This window comes from Pantoea sp. V106_11 (assembly GCF_029967885.1).
Taxonomy (GTDB): Bacteria; Pseudomonadota; Gammaproteobacteria; order Enterobacterales; family Enterobacteriaceae; genus Pantoea; species Pantoea ananatis.
The window spans coordinates 259,515-284,390 of the sequence record NZ_JASCAK010000023.1 but is presented as its reverse complement, the minus strand read 5'-3'; the positions used below and the strand labels follow the sequence as shown (position 1 = coordinate 284,390).

Annotated in this window: 22 protein-coding genes and 1 pseudogene; 16 read left to right on the top strand and 7 right to left on the bottom strand. The window is 51.5% G+C overall.

Going from position 1 to position 24,876, the window contains the following annotated elements; translation table 11 throughout:
• Positions 1–438: 438 nt before the first annotated feature.
• Together QLG08_RS07295 and lplA are read right to left on the bottom strand one after the other, a co-directional pair.
• Positions 439–2,103 (bottom strand): recombinase family protein, encoded by a 1,665-nt coding sequence (locus tag QLG08_RS07295; RefSeq protein WP_174261146.1) that lies wholly within the window; start codon positions 2,101–2,103, stop codon positions 439–441.
• A 108-nt stretch (positions 2,104–2,211) separates the two neighbouring features.
• A pseudogene (gene lplA, locus QLG08_RS07290) lies at positions 2,212–2,349 on the bottom strand (lipoate--protein ligase LplA); the annotation flags it as partial.
• A 466-nt stretch (positions 2,350–2,815) separates the two neighbouring features.
• On the opposite strand from lplA, the gene QLG08_RS07285 reads away from it, so the two are divergent.
• The 4 genes from QLG08_RS07285 to QLG08_RS07270 all read left to right on the top strand — a co-directional run bounded on the left by QLG08_RS07285 (position 2,816) and on the right by QLG08_RS07270 (position 8,105).
• Positions 2,816–3,319: a sugar dehydrogenase complex small subunit gene (locus tag QLG08_RS07285; RefSeq protein ID WP_210484796.1), complete on the top strand. Its 504-nt coding sequence runs from the start codon at positions 2,816–2,818 to the stop codon at positions 3,317–3,319.
• A 24-nt stretch (positions 3,320–3,343) separates the two neighbouring features.
• A complete protein-coding gene (locus QLG08_RS07280) occupies positions 3,344–4,948 on the top strand; it encodes a GMC family oxidoreductase (RefSeq protein WP_282472873.1) in 1,605 nt (534 codons plus the stop codon).
• A complete protein-coding gene (locus tag QLG08_RS07275; protein ID WP_110015508.1) occupies positions 4,941–6,299 on the top strand; it encodes a cytochrome c in 1,359 nt (452 codons plus the stop codon). Before QLG08_RS07280 ends, QLG08_RS07275 begins: the two co-directional genes overlap by 8 nt.
• 264 nt (positions 6,300–6,563) lie before the next feature.
• The gene (locus tag QLG08_RS07270) at positions 6,564–8,105 is read left to right on the top strand and encodes a sensor domain-containing diguanylate cyclase (protein ID WP_194761662.1); all 1,542 of its coding nucleotides are present in this window, start codon (positions 6,564–6,566) and stop codon (positions 8,103–8,105) included.
• Between the two features lie 60 nt (positions 8,106–8,165).
• Here the strand turns inward: QLG08_RS07270 and QLG08_RS07265 are convergent, their stop codons facing one another.
• Positions 8,166–8,906 carry a nitroreductase family protein gene (locus QLG08_RS07265; protein WP_029569646.1) on the bottom strand — a complete coding sequence of 247 codons (741 nt, stop codon included), beginning with the start codon at positions 8,904–8,906 and terminating at the stop codon, positions 8,166–8,168.
• A gap of 317 nt (positions 8,907–9,223) precedes the next feature.
• Between QLG08_RS07265 and QLG08_RS07260 the strand changes: the two genes are divergently transcribed.
• Positions 9,224–9,856: a LysE family transporter gene (locus QLG08_RS07260; protein WP_013027933.1), complete on the top strand. Its 633-nt coding sequence runs from the start codon at positions 9,224–9,226 to the stop codon at positions 9,854–9,856.
• 194 nt (positions 9,857–10,050) lie between these two features.
• Here the strand turns inward: QLG08_RS07260 and QLG08_RS07255 are convergent, their stop codons facing one another.
• Positions 10,051–10,608, bottom strand: a complete 558-nt coding sequence (locus tag QLG08_RS07255; protein ID WP_014333214.1) for a GNAT family N-acetyltransferase — start codon at positions 10,606–10,608, stop codon at positions 10,051–10,053.
• A gap of 341 nt (positions 10,609–10,949) precedes the next feature.
• Here QLG08_RS07255 and QLG08_RS07250 point away from each other — a divergent pair, with 341 nt between their 5' ends.
• Complete coding sequence (locus QLG08_RS07250; RefSeq protein ID WP_019105917.1) at positions 10,950–12,614, top strand: methyl-accepting chemotaxis protein; 1,665 nt, start codon at positions 10,950–10,952, stop codon at positions 12,612–12,614.
• 456 nt (positions 12,615–13,070) lie between these two features.
• Here QLG08_RS07250 and QLG08_RS07245 read toward each other — a convergent pair whose 3' ends face one another.
• The gene (locus tag QLG08_RS07245) at positions 13,071–14,003 is read right to left on the bottom strand and encodes an EamA family transporter (RefSeq protein ID WP_014333212.1); all 933 of its coding nucleotides are present in this window, start codon (positions 14,001–14,003) and stop codon (positions 13,071–13,073) included.
• Positions 14,003–14,590 (bottom strand): TetR/AcrR family transcriptional regulator, encoded by a 588-nt coding sequence (locus QLG08_RS07240; RefSeq protein ID WP_014598291.1) that lies wholly within the window; start codon positions 14,588–14,590, stop codon positions 14,003–14,005. The genes QLG08_RS07245 and QLG08_RS07240 overlap by 1 nt, the downstream gene beginning before the upstream one ends.
• A 497-nt stretch (positions 14,591–15,087) precedes the next feature.
• On the opposite strand from QLG08_RS07240, the gene QLG08_RS07235 reads away from it, so the two are divergent.
• The 5 genes from QLG08_RS07235 to QLG08_RS07215 are packed head-to-tail and all read left to right on the top strand — an operon-like array spanning position 15,088 to position 20,150.
• Entirely contained in the window at positions 15,088–16,206 is a 1,119-nt protein-coding gene (locus QLG08_RS07235) for an ABC transporter ATP-binding protein (RefSeq protein ID WP_282472872.1), read from the top strand.
• A gap of 9 nt (positions 16,207–16,215) precedes the next feature.
• A complete protein-coding gene (locus QLG08_RS07230; protein WP_072139163.1) occupies positions 16,216–17,493 on the top strand; it encodes an ABC transporter substrate-binding protein in 1,278 nt (425 codons plus the stop codon).
• A 4-nt stretch (positions 17,494–17,497) separates the two neighbouring features.
• On the top strand, positions 17,498–18,415 hold the full coding sequence (locus QLG08_RS07225) for a sugar ABC transporter permease (RefSeq protein ID WP_022622853.1): 918 nt from the start codon (positions 17,498–17,500) through the stop codon (positions 18,413–18,415).
• Positions 18,412–19,230: a carbohydrate ABC transporter permease gene (locus QLG08_RS07220; RefSeq protein WP_282472871.1), complete on the top strand. Its 819-nt coding sequence runs from the start codon at positions 18,412–18,414 to the stop codon at positions 19,228–19,230. The genes QLG08_RS07225 and QLG08_RS07220 overlap by 4 nt, the downstream gene beginning before the upstream one ends.
• Before the next feature lie 11 nt (positions 19,231–19,241).
• Positions 19,242–20,150, top strand: a complete 909-nt coding sequence (locus QLG08_RS07215) for a metallophosphoesterase (protein WP_104933842.1) — start codon at positions 19,242–19,244, stop codon at positions 20,148–20,150.
• A 280-nt stretch (positions 20,151–20,430) separates the two neighbouring features.
• Here the strand turns inward: QLG08_RS07215 and QLG08_RS07210 are convergent, their stop codons facing one another.
• Entirely contained in the window at positions 20,431–21,309 is an 879-nt protein-coding gene (locus QLG08_RS07210) for a LysR substrate-binding domain-containing protein (protein WP_282472870.1), read from the bottom strand.
• Between the two features lie 100 nt (positions 21,310–21,409).
• On the opposite strand from QLG08_RS07210, the gene QLG08_RS07205 reads away from it, so the two are divergent.
• The 5 genes from QLG08_RS07205 to QLG08_RS07185 all read left to right on the top strand — a co-directional run bounded on the left by QLG08_RS07205 (position 21,410) and on the right by QLG08_RS07185 (position 24,724).
• On the top strand, positions 21,410–21,724 hold the full coding sequence (locus tag QLG08_RS07205) for a carboxymuconolactone decarboxylase family protein (protein WP_013027921.1): 315 nt from the start codon (positions 21,410–21,412) through the stop codon (positions 21,722–21,724).
• A gap of 9 nt (positions 21,725–21,733) precedes the next feature.
• Positions 21,734–22,141, top strand: a complete 408-nt coding sequence (locus QLG08_RS07200; RefSeq protein ID WP_014604655.1) for a tautomerase family protein — start codon at positions 21,734–21,736, stop codon at positions 22,139–22,141.
• A 10-nt stretch (positions 22,142–22,151) separates the two neighbouring features.
• The gene (locus QLG08_RS07195; protein ID WP_029571372.1) at positions 22,152–22,688 is read left to right on the top strand and encodes a DUF4865 family protein; all 537 of its coding nucleotides are present in this window, start codon (positions 22,152–22,154) and stop codon (positions 22,686–22,688) included.
• Positions 22,689–22,901: 213 nt separating this feature from the next.
• Complete coding sequence (locus tag QLG08_RS07190; RefSeq protein WP_014333199.1) at positions 22,902–23,465, top strand: peroxiredoxin; 564 nt, start codon at positions 22,902–22,904, stop codon at positions 23,463–23,465.
• A gap of 23 nt (positions 23,466–23,488) precedes the next feature.
• Positions 23,489–24,724, top strand: coding sequence for a thioredoxin family protein (locus tag QLG08_RS07185; RefSeq protein WP_013027917.1), 1,236 nt, complete (start codon positions 23,489–23,491; stop codon positions 24,722–24,724).
• Positions 24,725–24,876: the final 152 nt, after the last annotated feature.

The window sequence follows — 24,876 nt, the reverse complement described above, 5'->3', positions numbered from 1 at the left end:
GGAGAATACTGATGATCTGTTCGTCGGAAAATCGCTTCTTCATGGGGATGTCCTCATGTGGCTTATGAAGACATTACTAACATCACGGTGTATTAATCAACGGGGAGCAGGTCAAAGATCTCTACAAGTACTATCCAAACTGGCAGTTACAGTGGTGGCGAATTTGAGTACAAGGTAATCACTCATGGTGCATCGTTAGCTTGGTATGGCGTATGGATTGTTCCACAAGCTAGTGCAGGGTTCGTATATAGCGGTGCTCAGTACTATGACCGTAGAGAGAGCATGAAGTACAAGAAGTTTTCAGAGCAGACAGGGTATGTATTTGAAGCAGGTTGCGGTATCGATACTTCGATTTACCGGGATCAGTGGCATGGTACTAATGTTGTATGTGAGGTAGTTACTGTTGAGTACTAAAGCCCCCTAATGGGGCTTTAGTTTTCAATTTGAAGTTACTATCTTTAAATTATCAGGATGATACATGATATCAGCAATCCAGCTTTTACCCGCTAGTCCGTTAATATATCCAGCGAGTATAATATAGTCTTCAGTCTTCGCATTCATAATGTTAGAAAACGTACATATAGCGTCTTCGAGATGTTCAACTATTTTAAAACTATCAGTAGTGTATTCAATCACATTACCGATCTTATTGATTGAGATTTCATGCTCTACCTCCGTAAGCTTTTTATCAAGCAGGAAGACATGCCTATAAGTATCTCGATTGTACTTTATCTCTACTAAGTTTTTATCGTCAATACTTCTAAAAGTAATCCGGTCTACTACTTGAAGTAGTAGTTTCCTTAAGCTCATTCTGAGTTCAACATTTTCATAGTCCATAAGCATAGCAATATCAAACTCTTTAATATCAACCAAAGGCTCGTTGGGTTGGGCTTGTGACAGTTTGTTTTTTATTTCTTGTATTCTGTCTTCGATTTCAGTCAACGCTTCAGCATATGGAAGGGAAGGTATAAGTTTATCTTCTTTACGTTTTTTAATCTTCTGATTGTAAAGTTCTGCATCGGCTTCTAAAGCAATCAATTCAACTTTGAGTTTGGTTTCTTTAGATGTGTCAAATTCTTCTTGAGAAAGCACTTTCGTTAGATCAATCTGTTTGATGTGACTGATTATGGTTTTTTCAAGAAGATCTAACCTCTTACTACCTTGCCCACAAGTTCTAAAATTGAGTCGATTCCGGCAGACAACATACCTAACATCCCGTGTATTTTTTGATGTTGTGACTCTTGAACCACATTTTCCACAACGTATCATACCAGTTAAAATGTTGTGTACTTCTCTATTTGCTTCATTCTCACTAGGGCGTCCTTTAGCGCCAGCGGAGTTAACTTTAAGTATATCATTGGCGATTTTGAATATTTCTTCTCCAATCACCTCTGGAAATACATTCGGAATTAATGTGCCGTCACTATTACGTTTAAGTTTACCCCTAAGACGTTCATCTTTTATTAACTTAGTAATGGTTCCAAGTCGCCATAAAGAACTGCCAGTCGATTTTATACCTTCCTCATTCAGACGGCGGGCTATCATTGGGCTTGTTAATCCATTTGTGTATTCAGTGAATATTCTGTTGATAATATCTACTTGCTCAGTTATCAGAGTATAACCGTTATCATCAGTACTTAACCATCGAGGTAATTTCTTAGTAAACACCTTACCGTCTTTTAAAGTATCGGTTAGCCTCTTTTCCCATCCTGCTATAGAGCGTTCAGATTTGATTTTACTCTCATTATTTACCCTTGAAATTATAAGTTCCATCAAAATTTTGGAAAAAGGTTCGTCCTTATTAAGAATCACCGGGGTTGATACATCATGGATGACTACGCCACTTTTAACTATTTTTTGGATGGTATCTTCATCCCAAGAAGAACGGCGAGATAACCTGTCGAGACTGTAAATCACCAAATAATGTCCAACACCAATATCACCAGATTCTACTAACTGTACGATTTTTCCAAGCTCGCCATCGACAATGTTTTTATTCTTGTATGCACTCAAGCCAATGTCTTGCCAGTGTGTAAGTTCACCATTTTTCAGTTCTGGTTTTGATTCAATGTAGCTGTTGATGCGGGACAATTGCTCGTCAATTCCGCTTCCTTCTTGTTGGTAAGCCTTTGAACTCTTGTGTAGATGTGAACTTTGGTCATCAACGCGAGCCTGTCAAATGAGAATTTTTATCATGTGTGAATCATATCATAAGACCACCGTTTCCGCATTACGCCACAAAAACAGTACGCGCTGGTTAGCCGGCATCTGGCGAAAAATACACTCTTCTACCGCCAGGTTAAACCAGGGATCGTTCGATTCTGATAACAGTAAACGTAATGGGGGCATGATCAACTCCGTTTGCTTGAGAACGTGTGCTGCTGCAGCAGGGCAGAATGGCAGTTTACTTCACTCCGCTTCAAAGACAACGATCGCCCTCCATAGCCTGAAAATGCCACATGGGCCAGCGTGCTCTCAGTTCCGCTTCGTATCAAATTTGTTTAATATCGATTTAATATATTTATAACCCAAGCAACTATCTGGTTTATCCTCAGCGGATTGTTAACATTTAGTTAATTACCAGTGGATCATTGAGAAAGAGACGTTCATGATCCCGCAGACTGAAAGCGGCAGATGGCAGACTCACCAACCATTATGCTGTTGAATTGGCGCTTAACCAGCGGCTTCAGGTGCGAACACGGCAGGGAATGGCTGTGAATCCTGGCCCAAATATTATGCGCGCTGCCAGCATAATAATCCGTATTACGCAGGCTGATTTGCTGCCAGCGACAGGTGGCTTTTACTGGAAGATATGATGAATCACTATTCACGCCGACGCGTGCTGAAGATGGTCGGTCTGGTTGCTGTAACCAGCGCTGCCGGACATCTGCTCCCTCTTGCTCGCCTCAACGCCGCCCAACCCGATGCCCAGACAGATGAGCTGGATATCTTTATGCAGGTTTCTCAGCAGCTTACTCAGCAGGATGAACTTAACGAAACCGTGGGTGCTGCGCTTTATGACACGTTGAGTCAGACCCAAAAGAATTTCTCCTCTGCGCTTTTGCGTTTGAGTAGTCTGCTGGCACATCAGCCCGATCTGTTGCAACAGGAACGCCTGCCGTTTGCTGAGAGTGACGCAGGTAGCGCGAAGCTGGCGAGCACTATCCTGAGCGGCTGGTACACCGGGGTTGTGGGCAAAGGCAAAAATGCACGCTACATCACCTACATTAACACGCTCGCGAATCAAATTGTGAATGACAAACTGGTACCGCCGAGCTTCTCCTATGGCGTCTGCGGCAGCTGGGCGAGTCAACCGTGATCCTTTTTATGAGTAATGTCATCAATGAAGAAGAATGAGTCGGCGGGTGTCGTTGTGATAGGCGCGGGCGTAAATGGCGCTTTGCTGGCTACCCGACTGGCCAAAGCGGGTAAATCCGTTGTATTACTTGAGTCCGGGCCGAAAATTGGGCGCGATGAGCTGGTCGAGCGCTTTCGCAGTTCCGCCTTTAAGTCTGACTTTATGTCACCTTATCCCTTTTCTCCCATGGCACCTCAGCCACGCTATACGCCTGAGCCTAATGATTATCTGCAACAGCTCGGTCCGCAGGCGTTTAATGCGCAATACATCCGTATTTTTGGCGGCACCAGCTGGCACTGGGCTGCTCAGCTGTGGCGCTTTGTGCCAAATGATTTTCAGCAACACACCCTTTATGGCGTGGGCAAAGACTGGCCGATCGGCTATCAGGATTTGGAGCCCTATTACTATGAGGCAGAGGTCATTGCTGGCGTCGGCGGTTCGCCTGATAACGGCTCGCCACGCAGTAAACCGTTTCCGATGGCGCGCGTGCCGGCTTCATGGCTTCAGCAACGCGTCACGGCCAGACTGGCACCCGACTTCACCGTGCTGGACGACAGCACGGGACGCAACAGTCGCAGTTACGATGGTCGCCCGGCCTGCTGCGGTAACAACAACTGTATGCCGGTGTGTCCGATTGATGCTCAGTATCACGGCGGTCTGGCCGCTCAGCAGGCTGAGGACACAGGCGTTCAGGTGATCACCGAGGCGGTCGTGTATAAGCTTGAGCATGACGCGCAGGGTAGAATTGTTGCCGCCCACTATTATGACTGGAATAAAACCAGCCATCGCATTACGGCGCAGACATTTGTTCTGGCGGCCAATGCGATTGAAACGCCAAAGCTTTTACTGATGTCGACCAGCGATAAATTTCCGCACGGGATTGGCAATGCCCGTGACAATGTTGGTCGTAATCTCTGCGACCATCCCGCCATTGGCGTCACCTTCGACGTGGATGAAGAGATTTGGCCTGGACGGGGGCCTGTCAGTCCCTGTTCAATAGGGCAGTTCAGAGACGGCGAATTCCGCCGCGAACATGCGCCATTCCGTCTGGATATCTCCAATGCATCACAGGTGGCGGCGGTGACGAAGGAAGTGCTGGAAGAGGGGTACTTTGGTAAAAAACTCCAGGAGCAGGTTCGTTTTCGTGCGGCCCGCCGTCTGAGCATTAAAAATGCGCTGGAACAGCTCCCCAATCCCGATAACCGCGTGACCCTGAGCAGCAATAAAGATGCATTAGGATTACCCACGCCTGCGCTGTTCTGGGATGTGGATGACTATGTGCAGAAGGGCACGGAAAAAACGCGAGAGTGCTACGATGCGATAGCGGCAAAACTGGGTGCGACCAATATCCGACACAGCAAAAGCGGTAAATTTTCGAACCGTCAACATATCATCGGTACGTTGTCGATGGGACTCGATCCGGCAACCAGCGTAACCGATGTCTGGGGACGGGCGCACGATCATGAAAACCTGTTTATGGTCGGTACCGGCGTGATGCCAACGGTCGGCACCTGTAATGTCACGCTCACCGCCATGGCGCTTGCGCTGCGTACCGCTGATAAGATTTTGCAGGAGACACAGCATGGGTAAGCGATTGAGCCGATTGCTGCCCGCCACGCTGCTAATGCTGACTGCAACTCAGAGTAGCGCGTGGGCGGAAAGCCAGACTGACCTCATAAAACGAGGGGAATATCTTGCTGTGGCTGGGGATTGTGCGGCCTGCCACACAGAGGAAGGCAAAGCGCCGTTCAGCGGCGGCCATGCCATCGGTAGCCCTTTAGGCATTATTTTTAGCACCAATATCACGCCCTCGAAAACAGCCGGTATTGGTCACTATACTGAAAAACAGTTTGCCGATGCGCTACGCAGGGGCATTCGTGCCGATGGCAGTCATTTGTATCCGGCTATGCCTTACACCGCCTATGCCAAAGTGAGTGATAGCGATGTGTCTGCGCTTTATGCTTACTTTATGCATGGTGTGAAAGCGGTCGATAGCCAGCCAGAAAAAACCGATTTGCCGTTTCCGTTTAATCTGCGCTTTAGTATGGCGGCGTGGAATTTCCTCTTCCTGGACACAAAACCCTTCAAGCCCGATCCCAGCCAGTCCGCGGAATGGAACAGGGGGGCTTACCTGGTCGAAGGGCTAACGCACTGCAGCACCTGCCATACGCCGCGCAATTTTTTGATGGCTGAGCAGCAGAGCAAATCGTTACAGGGCGCCTCTTTAGGGACGTGGTTTGCGCCTGACATCACCGCCAATACCTTACAGAGTGACGATCAGTGGTCACGGGAATCGCTGGCAGCTTATCTGGCGAGCGGTCACGCCGATAACGGTGCGACGGCAGCGGGGCCGATGCTTGAAGCGATAGACAAGAGTTTTTCGCGTATGACGCCGGAAGATCGGGCGGCCATAGCAACCTACCTGATGCCTGCCGCCGATCAGGAAGAAGGCGAGGCTGACGCGGATTCAGATGTTCAGGAACCGGCTAGCGGACTCACGCCGGTGACCGGAGATGATACGCCAGACATGCTGTCCGATTTAACGGATGGCGAGCGCGTATACCGCAACAACTGTGCCGCCTGCCATAACCTTGAGGGACAGGGCCTGAATGGTTTACCTGCCCTGAGTAAACATCCGATCCTGGAAAAGCCTACGGCCGATAACGTTGCCATGGCCGTGCTTGAAGGTGTCTGGCCCGCAAACGGTCAGGGCATGATTGGTTTTGCCCATACGCTGGATAATACGCAAATTGCCGACGTCACGAATTATGTCATGCAGGATATAGGCAACAGTGCCGTGCGCATTACCCCGGAACGGGTGAAATCACTGCGTCAGGGCGGCGAGCCGTCACTGCTTTTACCGATAGCCCGCGCAGGGTTGGCAGTAGTTGTGCTGATGATCGGACTGCTGCTGTTTTGGTGGTGGCGCCGCCGACGTTAACCTCTCCTTCTCCATGTCATGGATGACGTGGAGGCTGCCGCGACATCTGCGAGTTCCCCGATACGCCCGACCGGTGAGGCTGGCACCATCAGCCTGCTATCAGAGCCTGCTGCCTGTACTCTGAACAGGCGCAAGGCGAGGCCGGCGTTCCTGTCTTAATCTAAACTGAAAACGGCAGATATAAATGGCCTGTCAGGATGTTATTGATAACACGTTGTTTCTGATATGTTGCATTATCCCGTGGCGAGAGAAGGGTTAACCAGCATGGAATTACGTCGAAAAAAAGATGCGGCGATGATGCGCCTTTCACCACTGCTCAGAAGCATTACCCTGGCGGGAAGTTTATTGACGATTGGCGTTATTGTGATCAATGTCTGGACGCTTTACCAGGACTGGCAAAGAACGGTTCGTATCACTGAAGAACGCGCCATTGATCTTTCTTTGGCTCAGGCCCGTCAGGCCGAAGATACCTTTCTGCAAACGGAACTGTCGCTGCGTGAAGTCCAGCGTGAAATCGAGTCTCAGGCAGAGACGGGCGGAAATGTCTCAACCCTCAACGACATTATGCGGACGTTACAGAGCCGCCTGCCGCAGCTGGAGGGTATTTTCTATTACGATGCGCAGGGGCGATGGGTCGCCAGTTCGTTAATGCAGTCGTTTTCAGGAAATAACGCCGACCGGGAGTATTTCAGCTATCATCGCAACAATCCACGCAACAGCCTGCACGTGGGGCCTGCATTACGAAGCCGCAGTTCGGGCCGCTACGTTATTCCTGTTTCGCTGCGCGTCAGTGATACCTACCAGGGATTCCGTGGTGTACTCCTTGCCACGGTGAGCATCGATTACTTTCGTCACTACTACGATTATTTTGTTATTGGTCCCAAGGACTTACTGGCGCTGATGCTGGCAGACAGCACCGTGCTCTATGCTCGTCCTTTGTCGAACAGCTACATTGGTAAAAATCTCTCCTCCAGCCCGCTTTTTCACCAGCTGTTAGCCAATGCCGAACGCGGCAGCGGCCAGTGGAAAGCGAAGGTTGACGGCGTAACCCGCATTTTTGGTTTCGCCAGTTCAAGCCGTTACCCCTTGGTTGTCGCTGCAGGATTTGACAAAGAGGGGCTTTTGATTAGCTGGGCCGAAAGCCGGGTTCAGGGCGTAGTATTAAGCCTGGTGCTTCTGATGGCGATCATTCTGCTGTGGATGTTGATACGGCATGAGGCCAAACGTAGCTTACGCTATCAAATTGAATTAACCCATCTCAGGGATGAACTGACCGAAGCGAATCATTCACTGGAGAATCTGGCAAACGGCGATGGGCTCACGGGGCTGGCTAACCGCCGGTACTTTGACCACTTTCTGATAAAAAGCCTGCTGCACGGCCGCAGTAGCGGTGGGCCGGTATCATTAATCCTTTTCGATATCGATTATTTCAAACGCTACAACGATACCTACGGCCATGTCGCGGGTGACGCCTGTTTACAACAAGTAGGACGCTTACTGAAGACGTTTGCCCAGCGCCGCATCGATATCGCCGCACGCTATGGCGGAGAAGAATTTGCCATCGTGTTAGCCGACACCTGCGCCGCGGATGCGTTAAAAATAGCCTCAAGCGTGGTTGAGGCAGTCAGGAAGTTAGCGATACCGCACAGCTCGACAGGGCTGGAAACCGGGTGCGTCACGCTGAGTGCCGGCGTGGCAACAACGGTGGCAGGGGAAGGGCCAGAAAGGGCGGAACGATTAATTAAACGGGCGGATGAAGCGCTCTATCGTGCCAAACACGAGGGGCGAAACGGGGCAAGGGGTTAGCCTGTGAGAGTTGAGCCAGAGGGAAAGACATCGCCCGGGCATTGCCCGGACGAATAACGGTTATTTGTCGCTACCAAATCCCTGTTTGTGCAGTGCAGGCAGGACTTTTGGGAAATAGATGTGCTGGTAATATCCGCTCACGCTATCGCTCCAGCTTTCGCCGTCTGCTCGCCCGGTGGCTTGCCAGTGCTGAACCATTTCGGCATTGTAAGCGGCGATCTGCTGTTCCAGACCTTCGGTGTGATAGCTTTCTTCGTGACGGAAGGTCTGCAGAGGCAGGCGCGGCTTCTGGAAAGCGGGCTGGTCGACGTAACCGATAACGACGCCCGCGACAGGGAAAGTATATTCCGGCAAATTAAGCAGTTCGATCATCGCGTCCGGATCGCGGCGAATTCCCCCGATGGGCACGATGCCTAAACCTTCCGCCCGCGCAGCGGCCATAATACTGCCTAGTGCAATGCCTACGTCAGTCGCGCCAGAAACAATACTTTCAATGCTGTCCTGAGCAACCTGCTCTTTGCCCACAGCCGCCATGGCGACCCGGGATTTATGCATATCGAGAACGACGGTGATAAAAACGGGCGCTTTGGCAATCCAGGGCTGTCCACCGGCAATCTCTGAAATGGCCTGACGTTGAGCGGCATCCCGCGTAACCACCAGTGAAACCTGTTGTGAGTTAACGGAGGTAGGGGCGCGATAGGCGGTGCTGATAATGCGATCAAGGATGGCATCGTCAACAGGTTTATCGGTAAAGCTGCGCTCACTTTTATGGCTGGTGAACAGATTAATAATATCGCTCATTATTGCTCCAAAAAGGGTAACCCAAGAATTCGTTTCCCAAGGATAGCAAATACAGACTGGCACCTCTTTAACCGCACTGGCTTTAAGCTGCCGATTAATAACAAATTTAACAGGTGAGTCAGGCTGTTCGTGGGTAACCAGCAAAGGTATTAAACCGATGCGCCTGGGTGGTGAGCGATGAACGATAGTGACGAGCAAGAAGCTGCTTCATCGGGCCTGTTTCGTTTTCGAATCCCGGAGACAACACAATCCACCCTGTGAAAACGGATCATTTCCTTTAGAATAGCCGCTCTGATTATTCCCTACCGAGGTCCAGGATGTTGATTTCAAGCCTTATGGCCATTGCTGCCGTTCTGATTATGGGGGTGATAAGCCCCGGCCCAAGCTTTATCTATGTTGCCAGAAATGCTGTTGTGCATTCTCGTCTTCACGGAATCGTGACCGCTTTAGGCACTGGCGTTGGTGCTGCGATTTTTGCCCTGGTCGCGATGCTTGGGCTACAGAGGCTGCTACTTTTGGTGCCGGAACTGTTTGTGGTTATGAAGGTGGCGGGCGGGTTTTACTTATTATGGCTGGCTTTTAACATCTTCAAAGGTGCATCTCAGCCTGTACACCTCGCGTTGAATGGACAAAATGGGCACAGCAAGACATGGCTAAAAACATTCAGAGATGGGTTATTAACACAACTGAGCAATCCCAAAACAGCCATTATCTTTGCCTCTATTTTTAGTGCCCTTTTGCCTAAAAATATCCCGCTACTGTTTTATGTCGTCATCCCTCTGATGAGCTTTTTGATCGATTTTGTCTGGTACTCCATCGTTTCTGTCGCGCTGTCTGCCGAGAAACCGCGTCAGGTATATTTACGTATCAAGACGTCAGTTGATCGCGTTTCCTCAGCGGTCCTGGGCATACTGGGTATCAAACTAATCTCCTCATCATTCACCAAATAAGCAGCCTGACTGTTTACCCTGGGCGCGCTTAATCATTCGTTCTTTCTCCTGTGGCTCGCCGGAAAGGGAAACCGTGGGTGAGAGGACACAGATGGGTTGATTTGAGGGTAACGACCCGTCCCGGCATAAAGCGGACATGCGTAACAGTCTAGAGCCGCGCTCAGCGAAAGGCTGACTTCACAGGATGGGGAGAGTCAACCGCCATATCTGTAGATCAAGGTATCGTCAGTCATTCCCATGCTGTCGAGGCGCTCGTTAACCAGTCTGGCTTCCAGTTTGAAACCGCATTTTAATGCAACGGACTGACTCCGCACATTACGTCCCGCGACACGAATTTCAATTCTCTTTGCGTGCAAAAAATCGGAGGCTATTTTAGTGGCCAGTTTGCACGCTTCGGGCATGATGCCTTTGCCCAGTGCATTGGTTGCAAGCCAGTAGCCGATTTCGACGTAAGGGATAGCCTGATTGCGGATGAACAAGCTTATGCAGCCTAAGAGTTCATCTGACTTGCGTTCAATGATTAAAAACTTATATTCGTCTCTGTCATTCAGGAAGTTATCTGCGGCATCTGCCATGTTTTTCTCAACTGAATCAATAGAGTGAAAACCCGGAGACCAGAGTAAGAACTCATGATGAAGTGAGCTGAACGCATTCAGTTTTCGTTGCATTTCTTCTGCACGGCCCAGGTCAGGCGCTGTCAGATAAAGCATGTCATGCTGCCGAAAAGAAGAAGGAATATCATCCAGATACATAAAAATCTCCTTAGTGCGGGTTATCTTTTTTATCATAAGCGATGAAAAGCTGCATTAGCCTAACTGAGTGAAAAGGGTGAGCCGTGCCCATTCAGGCAAAAAACAGCCAGCTTATTGCGCAATGTCCACATTCAGCAGAAAGCGAAACTTGAGCAGCCTTTCGCGGCTTTGTTAGCCCTGGGTTTTACGCGATATTCACGTTTATGTTCAGGCCCTGCACATTCTCACTCTACTCATCTCCATAACTCACCAGCCTCTCTCTAAAAAAATCAAGTTTTCGTTGATTTCGACGATTTACTAAGCGTTGGTTTTTTATTTTTTAAATACACACAGGGTGAGTTATGACAATTTCACAGCGACTTTATCTTACGTTTTCTCTGCTTTCAGCTTCTCTCGTTTCTATGGTTATTATTTCCATCGTGGTCGTTACTGGCTTCCAGTATCGCTTTCACTATGTTCAGATTAACGCCATACCTTCGATCATCGACTTAAACGTACTGATTGATGAGAACAATGAACTTCTCATTAAGCTATACGACTATCAGGGCGCAAAAGACCCTGCCAGGCAGGGGCAAATTGAATCAGAAATGAACAAAACGGTTGAGCGCCTTAATACCCTCAATCAGCATTATCTTGAGAATGATATATCCAGCGACGAAGATCTGCGGCTGACCAAAGAGGCGTTCGTCATGATTAAAAACATTCATGACAGGCTGCTGCCTTTCCTGCAGACCAACAGGATTCCCCAGTCATCATCGACGGCGAACTCAGATGAAAGCAGTAAAAATCTGAGTGAAGCCATTCGCACGCTTACAAGCAGTTACCGTAAGCAACTGCAGATAAATATTGATATCGGCACTCAACTGGATGAAACCAATACCCATATCTACTATACGACTCTATGGGGACTGATTGCCGGCTCTGGCGCCGTCATCCTTGTATTGGGTTTTTTCACGATCAAAACCATCATGTCTATACGCCGTCAGTTGAACGGCATGCGTCAGACCATGGAAGAGGCCAGTGAAAAACTCGACCTGACTCTCAGGGTTGATGAGTCACGTCATGATGAAATCGGCCTGACGGCAAGGGCCTTCAACCATCTGATTGAGAATGTTTCAGATTCACTGTCTAAGGTGGAAGCTTCTGCTCAGTCGGTAAGCTCTGCTTCTGCACAGATTTCGGCGGGTAATGAAGACCTGTCCTCCCGTACGGAAGAGCAGGCGGCCTCCCTGGAGCAGACAGCAGCGAGTATGTCCGAGCTTAGCGAAACCGTCCGTCAGACCGCTGAAAATACGCGTCTTGCCAGTCAGTTGGCGAAAAACGCCCGGGATATCTCAGAAGACAGTGCTGGTCGTGTCCGCACACTACTGTCCACTATGAGTGACATCAGGGCAAGCTCAGCCAAAATCACTGACATCATTGCACTCATTGAAGGGATTGCCTTCCAGACCAACATCCTGGCGCTGAATGCCGCCGTTGAGGCTGCACGTGCTGGTGAGCAGGGGCGGGGATTTGCGGTCGTGGCGGGTGAGGTTCGTAATCTTGCACAGCGCTCATCCTCTTCAGCTCGTGAAATCAAGGAGTTGATTGAGTCATCAATGGGCTTTGTCGAGGCCGGTTCTGAGCAGGCGGAAGGGGTAGGCTCTAACATGTCACGCATGAATGATGCGGTGCGGCAGGTCACTGATCTGGTGGATGAAATATCCGTAGCCGCCGGAGAACAGTCGCAAGGCATCAGCCAGGTCCATCAGGCCGTAAATCAGATGGATGGAGCGACACAGCAAAACGCCGCACTGGTTGAGCAGGCCTCCGCAGCATCGCGTTCTCTGATAGATCAGGCCTCCACGCTGGGTCATTTAGTGGGTGCCTTCACGATTACGCTTGCGGGTCAGTTAGCCAGTAATAATCGGGAGCAAAACCGCGCCGCAGCGGTATCGTCGCCGGTTTTTAAGAAACCGCAGACCGCAGTGGTTGGCGGACAGGATCAAAACTGGGAGCAGTTCTGATAAAAGTAGGCCATAAAAGGTTCTGATAAGGATCGAAATCTGGCAGCTTTTAAACGCCTGATGCCCTGCAACAGGCGTTTTATATTTGATAAGGGCAGACCGAGAGGGCTGAGACATCGCTGCTGATGTTGGTAATGTCAGCCATGAGCAAAAAGCGAAAGGTATCGTCCCGCCTGAACCCTCGGAGACGCCAGGCAGCAGAACATTCGATTTCTTTGGTCCTGTCTTCATCGTACCCGGATTGACTATGCAGATTACCCTGGGGCCCTGTAAATCCTGGACGTTATCGTTGATACAGGCGCCACAGGACACCTCTGCTCAGGTTCAGGGACGGAGTCAGTTATCATTCTCCAGGCGGGTTTTGCTTTCCTCAAGCTTAATGAGAGCGCCCGTGCGTATGTCGAGAGCCCAGAATGCATCGAAGGCCGCTTTTTCCTCCTTTTTCCTGTCGCCAGATTAAAGGTTATCAGCCCGGCGTTGGGCTGAAGGGGAGGCGCGCTTGCCCGCTGGAAAGGTGATCACACCCAGGCAGGCAATAATGAGTCCTACACCGGCCCAACCTGAAAGTGGCAGCCTTTCCCCGACAAGCAGAACGGCCAGCAGAGCGGCGACGACCGGCTCCAGCAGCGTGATCGTGGTTGCCATGCTGGCCGGGATGCGCGCCAGTCCGTAGCCATAGCAGAGATATCCCAGAAACATTGGAACCAGCGCCATATATATCCCGACGGCGGCATTATTCCAGGTTTCCAGAAGCGGTGCGCCGGTCATCAGAAGGACAGGGACAAGCAGGATACCGCCCGCCCCAAAGGTCGCCCCCATTGCCGCGCGTGGAGCTATGCCGCCCTGCATTAACCGCCGCGCAGACCACGAATAAAGGGCATAGGTAAAACCAGCCAGCAGCCCCAGCGTAATGCCCGTCATTGCAGAACCTTGTCCAGTACTGTGCCCACCGCTTTCCGCAAGGCAAAGCAGGATCATGCCGGCAAGCCCTGTAGCGGCACCGCCTGCCCACTGCTTTGTGAGGCGTACGCCTTCAAGACGGTACTCAATGAGGGCTGACAGTAGCGGGGCAGAGCCGATGGAAATGACAGTGCCGACAGTGACCCCGGCATAGCGCATAGACGCATAAAAAGCGAGCGGATAAACCGCCACTGCGAGGGCGCCCGTCAGCAGAAAAGGCCAATGTCGAAAAATCAGTCGCCGCTGTCGAATAAGCGGGGTTGCAGCGATAAGTCCCTGGAACAGTCCACCGATACCCATTGCCACCGAGCCCACGGCGAGCGGGCTTAAAGCCGGGGCAAAGGTGGCGGCTGTACCGGTCGTTCCCCAGAGCACAGCCGCGATAATGACGGCCGTTGCTCCACCCGTTTGGTGTCCGGATGCAGGCATCAGTATGCCTCCATCAGTTGTTCAGCAATCATACTGGCCTGACTCACGCAGTCGCTGTTACCTTCCAGCCCGGCTCGTGAAATACTGCCTTCCAGTAGAAAAGCGAAGTGCCGTGCCATCTTGCGCGCGCTTTCTGCATCACCCATCATCAGGTCTGTCAGATGCGCGGTCAGAATCGCCTCCACTTCCTCCTTGTGCTCACGAACGGCCTGTCGTCCCGGCGCGCTGGCGGGCAACTCTGCCGCTGCGTTCAGCAGGCCACATCCGCGAAACCCGTTTTCATAGGCAAATTCAGCATGGTCCTCATAAGCCGCGAATACGGCCAGTACCCGTTCTTTCGGCGTCATGGCAAGGTCCAGACGATTTTTGTACAAAGCAAGCCATTCCTCGTGACGAACCCTGAGATAAATCGCGACCAGCTCATCTTTAGAGGCAAAGTTGTTATATAAGCTTTTTTTGGCGACCCCGGCCCGCTTTACGATGGCATCGATACCTGTCCCGTTAATGCCGTGGTTGTAAAACAGCACGCGCGCCGCACTGAGCAACTTATCATAAGCAGTTTCTGCGCTGGCAGATTGAGTTGGCATGACGATAACCTTTGTTAGTGGTATGTATACCAGTCTACCTACTAAGCGGAAATATTCAACCTGTGTCTGTTTCCGGCAGTGAACAGTCGTTGCAGCCCTTTCTCTGTGGCTGCAGCGAGGATTCCGAGACGTTGTGTGAGTCTCTGGCGCTTTGCACGCGTCTGGTCATTTCTTATTGCATCCGGGGTGCTGCCGAACGTATTACGTTAGCCCCAGCTCTGTCGTGCAGCATAATCGCATGCAGTCTCGGCTGGTCAATCAAGACGTTCAACGTCACTTATGGGCACGACAGGTTGTCAGGATGCCGCTTTCTGCGTTCATTCACTGTCAGGAACAAGAGGAAAAGCACGGTCGCGACGGCGGCCTGGTAAGGCAGGGAAGGATAAGCCCGCATGATTAATCAATGGGTGCATCTTTTTTCTGTCATTTTTCAGCCATAAATCGTTCATTTTTCTCGGCTAGCTTACTGCAATTCTTATTTGCAAAGCGGCGCATGTATGAGCCATCTGGCGCTTCATCACATCACCAAGAGCTGGGGCGAGAAAATCGCACTGGATAATATCCATTTTGACGCCGCCGAAGGGACGTTCGTTGCTCTGTTGGGGCCTTCAGGCTGTGGTAAATCGACGCTGCTGCGCACTATTGCCGGCCTGGAGACGGCCGACACGGGTTCGGTGAGTTTCAATCATGTGGATATCACCCATTTGCCCCCTTCCCAACGCAAGCTCTCCATGGTGTTTCAGTCTTATGCGCTTTTTCCTCACCTGAGCGTTAAAGAAAATTTGTTATTTGGCTTAAAAGCCCGCGGTGAAGATAAGCTCACGTTTGCCGATCGTCTGAGTCGGGTCAGTAAGTTGATGGAACTGGAGGCGTTGCTGGATCGCTTGCCGTCCCAGTTGTCCGGTGGTCAACAACAGCGGGTGGCACTGGGGCGAGCCGTTATCGCCAACAATACGCTCTGCCTGATGGATGAACCCCTTTCTAACCTTGATGCCAAGCTACGCCAAAGCATGCGCCGTGAGATCCGTGCCTTACAGAAGAAGTTGGGTCTGACAATGATCTATGTCACCCACGATCAGACGGAAGCCATGAGCATGGCGGACAGCATTATTTTGCTGAACGCGGGACGAATTGAGCAGCACGACACACCTGATAATCTTTACAACAACCCTGCCAGCGTGTTCGCGGCACAGTTTATTGGCGCACCGCCCATGAACATCCTGCCGCTCGCCTGCCACAACGCGAACCACTATCTGAGTCCGCTCAGGGAGCCTGTCGTCGAAGGTTTCACCGCCGGTGCACTCAGTCTGGGCATTCGGGCTGAAGATATTCAGCTTATTAACGCTGATGGCGCGGTGCTGACGGCCAGCGTGGTGAGTTACGAATATATGGGGGCTGATACCTTATTAATGTGTCAGCTTGCTCACAGCCACGAAACATTAACGGTGACGGTAGCAGGAATGAAACGGTTTAGTGAGGGAAGCCTTGTGGGGCTGCAATGGCCTGCTGATAAGCAATACCTGTTTTCCACCGATAGCGGTAAACGCTGTTTGCATGCAGAACAGCTGATGTCTGTTTCGTCCAAAAATACGCGGTTTAACGATCTTTTTACCTAAGGGAAAATCATGTCTGCTATTCGTCTGTCACATCTGCTTCCTGCATTGCTTATCGCAACCAGCGCGTCAGTTTTTGCTGCCGATCCGGTAAAACTGCAAATGTATTATCCCATCGCAGTGGGAGGCGCGATCAGCCACACCGTTGAAGCACTGGTTGCTGATTTCGAAAAAATTCATCCCGAAGTCAGTATTCAGCCGGTCTATACCGGTGACTACGCCACGACGGTGACCAAAGCATTGACCGCTTTTCGTGGCGGTAATGCGCCACAAATGGCCGTTATTGGCGATATCGAAGCTTATTCACTGATGGATGCGGGGGCGATTGTCGCGGCCAGCGATCTGGCCAAAGACGATGAGGGTAAGAAATGGATCGACAGTTTCTATCCTGCTTTCTTACGCCATATCAACGGAAAAGTCTGGGGCGTTCCTTTTCAGCGCTCGACCGTGGTGCTGTACTGGAATAAGCAGGCGTTTGAAAAAGCGGGTCTGGATGCTGATACGCCGCCTGCGAACTGGCAGCAGGTGGTGGACTTTGGCAAAAAGCTGGTCGTGAAAGACGGGCAAAACGTCAGCCAGTGGGGCATCGAAATCCCGACTACGCCAAATGGCTATTGGGTGTTTCAGGGGTTTGCTGCGACCAACGGCGCGCATCTTGATAATGGCAAGGGCACGGCCGTGTATTTTAATACGCCCGGGAACATTGAAACGCTGCAGTGGCTAACCGATCTCGGTCAGAAAGAGGGCGTTTCACCTAAAGGCGCCGTGGCATGGGGCACCACGCCACAAGATTTTTTGAGTGGCAAAACCGCGATGATGGTGACCACCACGGGTAATCTGAGCGTGGTGCGTAAAAATGCGACGTTCCCGTTTGGTGTCGCGATGCTTCCTGAAAAGACACAGCGTGGAAGCCCGACCGGTGGCGGTAATCTGTATGTCTTCAAAAATGCATCCCCGGCACAGCAGAAAGCCGCCATGGCGTTTATCCGTTGGGTCACCGCCCCTGAACAGGCTGCTCGCTGGAGTATTGCTACCGGTTATGTCGCGACTTCACCCGCCGCCTGGGAAACGCCAGCCATGAAAGACTATGTGAAACAGGTTCCGCAGGCGCTGGTGGCACGTGAGCAACTTAACTATGCCCAGCCAGAACTCTCGACCTATAACAGCGTGCAAATTCAGGAGGCGCTGAACCACGCCATTGAAGCCGCGATAACCCAGACGAAAACACCGGCAGAAGCACTGGAAGCCGCCCAGAAGCAGGCCGATCGTTTGCTGAAGGCTTACCAGTAATACCATGGCGATGAACACACTTGCAACAGCATCCCCTGCTTTACGCTCAGGCGTCGGATCATTACAGCTGTGCGGCTATTTGCTGATCTTACCGGCACTGGGTTTTTTATTGCTGTTTACCCATTATCCTGCTCTGGCGACGGTGTGGGAAAGTCTGTTCAGCGCCTCACGTAACGGTCATCCGGCCCAGTTTGTTGGGCTGGATAACTACGCTGCGCTGCTGGATGACGATGTGTTTATCCGGTCGTTGTGGAACAATCTGCTCTATGCCCTGGTCACTATCCCTTTGGCGGTGATGCTGGCTCTGCTCATGGCATTGGCCGTTAACCGACGACTGGCGGCTAACGCCGTGATACGTGCGGCTTTTTTTATTCCCTCCCTTCTGCCAATGATTGCGATTGCTAACCTGTGGCTGTTTTTTTACACGCCACAGTTGGGCTTACTGAACAAACTTCTGTCGCTGTTTTCCATTGCTCCGGTTAACTGGCTTGGCGAGCCGGGCACCTCCCTGTGGTGCCTGATGGCGGTCTCCGTCTGGCGTGAGGCCGGTTTCTTTATGATTTTCTATCTTGCTGCCCTGCAGCAGATTGATCCGCGCCTGCGTGAAGCGGCGGAAATCGAAGGGGCATCAAAGGGCTATTTCTTCCGGCGCGTCCAGTGGCCATTGCTGATGCCGACCACGTTATTTGTCTTGATCAATGCATCCATGAATGCGTTTCGCATTGTCGATCAGGTTATTGCGATGACGAATGGCGGCCCGGACAACAGCAGTAGCCTGCTGCTGTTTTACATCTATCGCACAGCATTCAGTTACTGGGATTTACCGGCAGCCGCGGCCATGACCGTGGTGTTGCTGCTGATTTTGGCGGCGATTGCGCTAGTTAAATTTAAGTTGATGGATAAACGAGCCCATTATCAATGAAGCCTTCCTTTTCTGTTGGCCGCCTCGGCCTGAATCTGATTATCTGGTTAGCGGCGCTGCTATGGCTGCTCCCTATCCTGGTGGCGATGTGGGTTGCGGTGCATCCCGCGGCAGAGCAGGGCAGCTTCAGGCTTTTTGCGCCGCTGACGCTGCAAAATTTTATTAACGCCTGGCATGCTGCCCCCTTTGCCCGTTACTTCATGAATACAATTTTGCTGGTGATGATGATCGTTACAGTCCAGCTGGTGTTGGCCACGATGGCGGCTTACGCACTGGTCCGTTTTCGCCTGAAGTATTCGGGCATGTTGTTTGCCCTTATCCTGTTGCAGCTCATGATCAGCCCCGATGTGCTGATCCTGAATAACTATAAAACCATTGGCGCACTGGGCCTGCGCGATACATTGACCGGCATTGCCTTACCGTATTTTGCGTCTGCCTTTGCCATCTTCCTGCTGCGCCAGACGTTTAAAAGCATCCCCTTAGTGCTGGAAGAGGCGGCGATCGTGGAAGGCGCCAGCCGGTTTTATATCTTACGTAAGATCTACATCCCGCTGGCCAGACCGATTTATATCGCCTTTGCGTTAGTCTCTGTCAGCTTTCACTGGAATGATTTTCTCTGGCCGCTGGTGATTACCGACTCGGTTAAGGTACGGCCCTTAACCGTCGGGCTGCAGCTATTTTCCGCGCCAGAGCAGGGCGTGCAGTGGGCGCTTATTGGTGCAGCAACATTGATGACAACGCTGCCGCTTTTGCTGCTCTTTCTGATATTTCAGCGTCAGTTTATTCAGTCTTTCATGCGTGCCGGTATACGTTAAGGTGAACGCCAATGTTAACGCCTCACTCGCTTAGTCTGCAGCAGCGCGAACTGCTGGCGGACGTCGCACCGCTGTATCAACCGCCGTTGCTGCGTCCCTTACCTGCGCGGAACAACGTTGTTCGTTTTGGTTTGATCGCCGACCCGCAATATGCGGATATCGAACCGGATGTTGACAACCATCTTTACTATCGCAACGGACTACAAAAACTGCACCAGGCCATCACGGCGCTCAACGCGCAGCCGCTCGATTTTGTGGTGACCCTGGGCGATCTCGTCGATCGCGACTGGTACAGCTATGCTGCGGTATTGCCGGTATATCAAGAATTAAAGCATCCCCATGCCGTGGTGCTGGGTAATCATGATGCGCAGACGATTGCCACACGACTTGAAGGTAAGGTTCCCCTACCCAAGAGCTATTACGCTTTCCGTTTTAACGGCTGGCGCTTCATTGTCTACGATGGCAATGATATGAGTCTTTACTGCAATGCGCTCAACGGCACCGATCGCCAACAGGCGGCAGCGTTGCTGGCCCGGCTGCAACATGAGCATCAACCCCACGCGCAGCCCTGGAACGGTGCCGTGGGCGCGCAACAATTGGTGTGGATAGAGCAGCAGTTACAGGCGGCACAGCAGTGCGGAGAAAGCATCGTGGTATTCGGGCATTATCCGCTGGCTCCCGGGAATACGCATATGTTAATGAACGCCGACGCGCTGGTTAATTTATTCACCCGCTACCGGGTGCGCGCCTGTTTTGCCGGACACGATCATCGCGGAGGCTATGCCCGTATTCTGGACACCGACTTTTTTATCATGAAGGGCATGCTCGACGGCCCTTCAGTTGTGCCCTTCGCGTGGGTGGAAGCAGACGGTGATACGCTCAGCGTACAAGGCTATGGTGGAGAGATAAGCCGGGGGTAAACAGCATTGGCGATGAATGTCACAAAAGTGTGAGCACAGTATCTTCTGTAACGATTTTAGTTACATCATACTCTAAGTGGCCTTACTCAGGTGCCCGCGTCAAGATTAGCGCAGCAAGCAGGAGAGGTGCCAAAGCCGGGCCGGACAAAAAGCAGGGCGTTGTTTAAACGACCACAATCTGACAGCCCTGTGCTCAGCCTCAACCGCCAGAAATACCTGCCTGTCCGGTCATCGATTGATGCTGTCTATTGGCTGGATTTCTTCAGGCGCGGTAGTTGGCTTATGTGCCACGAAAGTGCGTTTTTATCATCTGGCAAAGCGAGGCTGCTGCGGCTGATGCGTTTTTTTCAGACTGATGCAGACGAATGCCAATCGCGCCAGTATCTGGCAATTTTTGCTGGTCAAATATCGCGAGTGATGACGGCATGCCCGTTTGTGTTCGCAACGTCATTCCGAGCCCGGCCGCCGCGGCCGCCCATATCCCACTCAGGCTTCTGCTGGTAAACGCAATGCGCCAGGGGATATTCATGCTGTCCAGGGCCGCTGTCGCCGCGCTACGCATCAGACAGGGTGCTTCAAAAACCAGTAACGGCAGAGGTCGGTTCCGATCGATAAATGCGCCGATATCGAAATCTTTTGCGCCAATCCAGCAGAGTGGTAATGACCCGAGCGACTCGCTGTAGGCGGTGCTCTCGTCACCCTGCCAGCTCAGGGCAACATCAAGTTCATTGTGACGTATTGCATCCAGCAGCGGCTTGTTGCGGGTCACGGTCGCGGAGACCTGAACGTCGGGGTGCGCACGTGAAAATTGCCCAAGAAGAGAGGGGAGAAGTGATTCTCCAAAATCTTCCTGCAATCCCAGCCGAACCTCGCCACGGATGCCCACCGATTTCACTGCCTGGTAAGCTTCGTCGTTGAGACTCATCAGCCTGCGCGCATAGGCAAGCATCATTTCCCCCTGGGCAGTAAGGACCAGATGTCGTCCTGACTTTTGCACCAGTGCGGCGCCTGCCTGCTGCTCAAGCTTTTTAAGCTGAGCGCTTACCGCCGATGTTGAACGCCCCAGGCGCTCTGCAGCAGCAGCGAAACTTCCCAACTCAATACCGGTGACAAAGGTTCGTAATGTTTCAGCATCGAACGTAACCGGTCTTTTCGCCATTTTTCATCCCGTTTTATGGGATTCAGGGTCCCAATATTTCTGATTTTATAGATCGTCAAAGCATCCTATCTTTCTACCACATCCTCAAGGAGAAACAAAAATGAACACGATAAAGGTGAGTCGGGAAAATATGGCCGGGATAGCCCCCAAGCTGGCACGTCTCAGTGAAGAGGTCTTATTTGGCGATATCTGGCAGCGGGACGGGCTTTCACCGCGGGACAGAAGTCTGATTACGGTCAGCGCCCTCGTTGCACTGTATCGAAATGAACAGCTGGGCTGGCATCTGGAATTTGCTCGCCAAAATGGCATTTCAGACGATGAAATTATCGAAGTGATAACGCATCTTGCCTTTTATTGCGGCTGGCCCAACGCCGTTTCCGCGTTGACCGTCTTCAAAAACACACAGCCTGAGTGAGGGATACCGATGCCTGTAAGCCATATAGCCATCTCAACAGCGCGTTTTCAGCAGTGGCGAGAGAAAATTTCTGCTGCGTTACAGCAATCGCTTGAAGCTTCATTTTCCGTACCGCGCGGAGACTGCTTTCAGTTTTTTGATTGTTATGACGCGCACAGCCGGATTTTTGATCGGCATTATCTTTGTGGTGCTGAGGCGGGCCGCAGCAATGACTTTCTTCTGTTTACCATTACCGCAGGTAAAACGCGTAATACGCAGCAGAAACAGGCCTTTTATCAGGATCTCATCCGGCGTCTTGAAAAATCGATGGGTATAAAACCCCATGATGTCATGATCGTTCTTCATTTCACTCAGCCAGAAGACTGGTCTTTTAGTCATGGGAAGATGTTTGACCTGGTGGATATTCCCCAACTTTAAGGAGAAAACCATGCTTGCTATGCAATACCGTTTTGTTCTTCCCGCCGATTACGACATGACGATTATTCAACGCCGGATTGATGACAACGGATATAAGATGGCGGGATTTCCTGGTCTCATATTCAAAGCCTGGCTTTATGCGTGCAAAGCCAAAGGTCCCACAAACACGGATGAAAATGTGTATGCGCCCTTTTATCTTTGGCAGGACGCAGAGAGCATGCACTGTTTTTTGTCTGGGGCAGGTTTTAAAAAGCTTACTGAGGATTTTGGCTGGCCGCAGGTGCATACCTACCCGGTCTTATCGGCCAGGCTGTCGCCAGAGATGGTTCAAGCCGGTTTTGCTTCCCTGGACGTCAGCACCGTTCCTGCTTACGCCGATCTCGCCGGGTTAACACAGCCCCCAAAACAAGCCGGGGCGTTAGCACGCGTATCGGCTCTGGATACCTTTCACTGGCGCCACATAGATTTTTGTCTCTGGACAACGGCGCCCGCGCAAGATTCGGGCCATTTTCAGCGTTATCAGGTAGGGCATCTCTCTGTTCCCTGAATATTTACCGTCTGACACAAAATTATCGCCTAACCGCATATCTAAATGATCGGTTGTAAGACTATCTTACTGTAGATGCCAGACACGTTTGCATTAACGCTCTGGTGACGCTATCGCGTTATTCCATGACGCAAACTTTTTCATTTTTAGTGAATGAACCTAGTATTAACGTGCAAGGGGCACTTATGCCTGCTTGTCGACGGAGAAAAGAGAATGCGTATCAAGAATCACCTGAAAATGCTGACGGCTGCATCATTACTGGCACTGAGCCTTCCAATGACCTCCGCGTTCGCGGCACTGCCGGTGGGTGCAAAGGCGCCGGATTTCAAACTGGAAGCCGCACTGGCAGGTAAAGAAACCACCTTCTCTTTACAGCAGGCACTGCAAAAAGGCCCGGTCGTTCTATATTTTTTCCCGGCGGCGTTTAGTGCAGGCTGTACCTTAGAGGCGCATGCCTTTGCAGAAGCGACAGATGACTTTAAAAAAGAGGGCGCAACGGTAATCGGCGTCACCGCAGGTAATACTGACCAGATTGAGAAATTTTCTAAACTTGAATGCCGCGATAAATTCACCGTTGCTGCCGATCCGGGCGCAAAAGTGGCTGCAGAATACAAAAGTACGATGGAGATGAAAGGTAAAACGCTTTCCGATCGTACGTCTTATGTTATTGCACCGGATGGCAAAATCCTGCTGAGTTATACGGATAAAAATCCAGAATCACACATTCAGAAAACGCTGGATGCCGTGAAAAAATACCGCCAGGCCAACCCGGCTTAATTCCCGATCTGGACAGATAAATCATGTTGACTGCTATCGCCGCCGCTTTTCTGGGCGGCATCATACTTAATCTCATGCCCTGTGTGTTCCCGGTCATTTCGCTCAAGGCGTTGAGTCTGATACGGCATCACGCCAGGCCCGCACAGGCTCGTGCAGAAGGGCTCGCTTTTCTGGCTGGCGTAGTGGTCACCATGATGTTACTGGTTGGTCTGCTGTTGCTGGCGAGATTCGGTGGGTCATCAGTGGGCTGGGGTTTTCAACTGCAGTCACCGCTGGTGATTGCGTTGCTGGTTCTGGTGATGCTGGCATCCGCACTTAATCTGTTTGGCCTGTTCGAGGTGGGATTATCACTTCAGCGGGCCGGCGAAGTCGGGGGCGAGCGGGGTGGATTGACCGGGTCCGCATTAACGGGGGCGCTGGCTATTGTTGTTGCTACCCCGTGCAGCGCGCCCTTTATGGCCAGCGCCATAGGTTATGCGCTTGTACAGCCCCCCGTTATCAGCTTTATTATCTTTCTTTCTCTGGCGTTGGGCTTTGCTGCGCCTTTCACCTTGATTTCCTTTTTCCCTGTCGTTGCCCGAATACTGCCGTCGCCGGGTGCCTGGATGATCACCCTAAAACATGGCCTGGCGTTTCCGATGCTGGGTGCGGCGGGTTGGTTAATCTGGGTGCTGGAACGGCAGGCTGGCTCGACGGCGCTGGCAGCGATACTGACCTGCTGCCTGCTGCTGGGTTTTGCCGCCTGGCTGTATGGCCTGGCTCAGAAGCGGCAGATGATGGGAAGGCGGCACTGGGCTCTGCACATCGCCACAGCTGTTGTAATTATCCTGTTGGTACCACCGTTATTTACGCTGAAAACCTCAACGGCAGCCCCTGATTCTTCGGATGTTGTGGCAGCGGCTGCGGTGGCATGGTCGCCCCAAAATGTGGACGCTATAAAAGGCCAGGGTAAACCGGTTCTGGTGAACTTTACCGCCTCCTGGTGCATTACCTGTCAGGTTAATGAACGTACCTCGCTGTCAACCCAGGCAGTCAAGACGGCCATGGCGCGTACCAACACCATTTATATGATTGCTGACTCAACAAAGTACAATCCTGACGTTGAGCAGGCACTCAGCGATTTTGGCCGTGGCGGTTTGCCGCTGTATGTGGTTTATCCTGCTGACGGCGGAAAACCCGTTGTCCTGCCTCAGGTGTTAACGCCGGGCATCGTCATCACGGCATTGCAGCAGGCGAGTGAAAAAGGCAATAAAACGTGATGATAGATCCCTGCCGGGCAGTGGATTTCCGCTGCCCGGCGGCGGCAAGGCTCTGGCGGTAACGGGTTAGCGCAACGCCTGAAAACACGCGGCTAATCCGTCATAATCCTTTCAGGCAACGCGCAGTTTTATTATCCTCGACAGGCTTTGGC

Excerpts from the sequence above, each read along its gene's own strand:
- QLG08_RS07285 (WP_210484796.1), top strand. The coding sequence starts at position 2,816 with ATGAATCACTATTCACGCCGACGCGTGCTGAAGATGGTCGGTCTGGTT.
- QLG08_RS07280 (WP_282472873.1), top strand. The coding sequence starts at position 3,344 with ATGAAGAAGAATGAGTCGGCGGGTGTCGTTGTGATAGGCGCGGGCGTA.
- QLG08_RS07275 (WP_110015508.1), top strand. The coding sequence starts at position 4,941 with ATGGGTAAGCGATTGAGCCGATTGCTGCCCGCCACGCTGCTAATGCTG.
- QLG08_RS07270 (WP_194761662.1), top strand. The coding sequence starts at position 6,564 with ATGGAATTACGTCGAAAAAAAGATGCGGCGATGATGCGCCTTTCACCA.
- QLG08_RS07265 (WP_029569646.1), bottom strand. The coding sequence starts at position 8,906 with ATGAGCGATATTATTAATCTGTTCACCAGCCATAAAAGTGAGCGCAGC.
- QLG08_RS07260 (WP_013027933.1), top strand. The coding sequence starts at position 9,224 with ATGTTGATTTCAAGCCTTATGGCCATTGCTGCCGTTCTGATTATGGGG.
- QLG08_RS07255 (WP_014333214.1), bottom strand. The coding sequence starts at position 10,608 with ATGTATCTGGATGATATTCCTTCTTCTTTTCGGCAGCATGACATGCTT.
- QLG08_RS07250 (WP_019105917.1), top strand. The coding sequence starts at position 10,950 with ATGACAATTTCACAGCGACTTTATCTTACGTTTTCTCTGCTTTCAGCT.
- QLG08_RS07245 (WP_014333212.1), bottom strand. The coding sequence starts at position 14,003 with ATGCCTGCATCCGGACACCAAACGGGTGGAGCAACGGCCGTCATTATC.
- QLG08_RS07240 (WP_014598291.1), bottom strand. The coding sequence starts at position 14,590 with ATGCCAACTCAATCTGCCAGCGCAGAAACTGCTTATGATAAGTTGCTC.
- QLG08_RS07235 (WP_282472872.1), top strand. The coding sequence starts at position 15,088 with ATGAGCCATCTGGCGCTTCATCACATCACCAAGAGCTGGGGCGAGAAA.
- QLG08_RS07230 (WP_072139163.1), top strand. The coding sequence starts at position 16,216 with ATGTCTGCTATTCGTCTGTCACATCTGCTTCCTGCATTGCTTATCGCA.
- QLG08_RS07225 (WP_022622853.1), top strand. The coding sequence starts at position 17,498 with ATGGCGATGAACACACTTGCAACAGCATCCCCTGCTTTACGCTCAGGC.
- QLG08_RS07220 (WP_282472871.1), top strand. The coding sequence starts at position 18,412 with ATGAAGCCTTCCTTTTCTGTTGGCCGCCTCGGCCTGAATCTGATTATC.
- QLG08_RS07215 (WP_104933842.1), top strand. The coding sequence starts at position 19,242 with ATGTTAACGCCTCACTCGCTTAGTCTGCAGCAGCGCGAACTGCTGGCG.
- QLG08_RS07210 (WP_282472870.1), bottom strand. The coding sequence starts at position 21,309 with ATGGCGAAAAGACCGGTTACGTTCGATGCTGAAACATTACGAACCTTT.
- QLG08_RS07205 (WP_013027921.1), top strand. The coding sequence starts at position 21,410 with ATGAACACGATAAAGGTGAGTCGGGAAAATATGGCCGGGATAGCCCCC.
- QLG08_RS07200 (WP_014604655.1), top strand. The coding sequence starts at position 21,734 with ATGCCTGTAAGCCATATAGCCATCTCAACAGCGCGTTTTCAGCAGTGG.
- QLG08_RS07195 (WP_029571372.1), top strand. The coding sequence starts at position 22,152 with ATGCTTGCTATGCAATACCGTTTTGTTCTTCCCGCCGATTACGACATG.
- QLG08_RS07190 (WP_014333199.1), top strand. The coding sequence starts at position 22,902 with ATGCGTATCAAGAATCACCTGAAAATGCTGACGGCTGCATCATTACTG.
- QLG08_RS07185 (WP_013027917.1), top strand. The coding sequence starts at position 23,489 with ATGTTGACTGCTATCGCCGCCGCTTTTCTGGGCGGCATCATACTTAAT.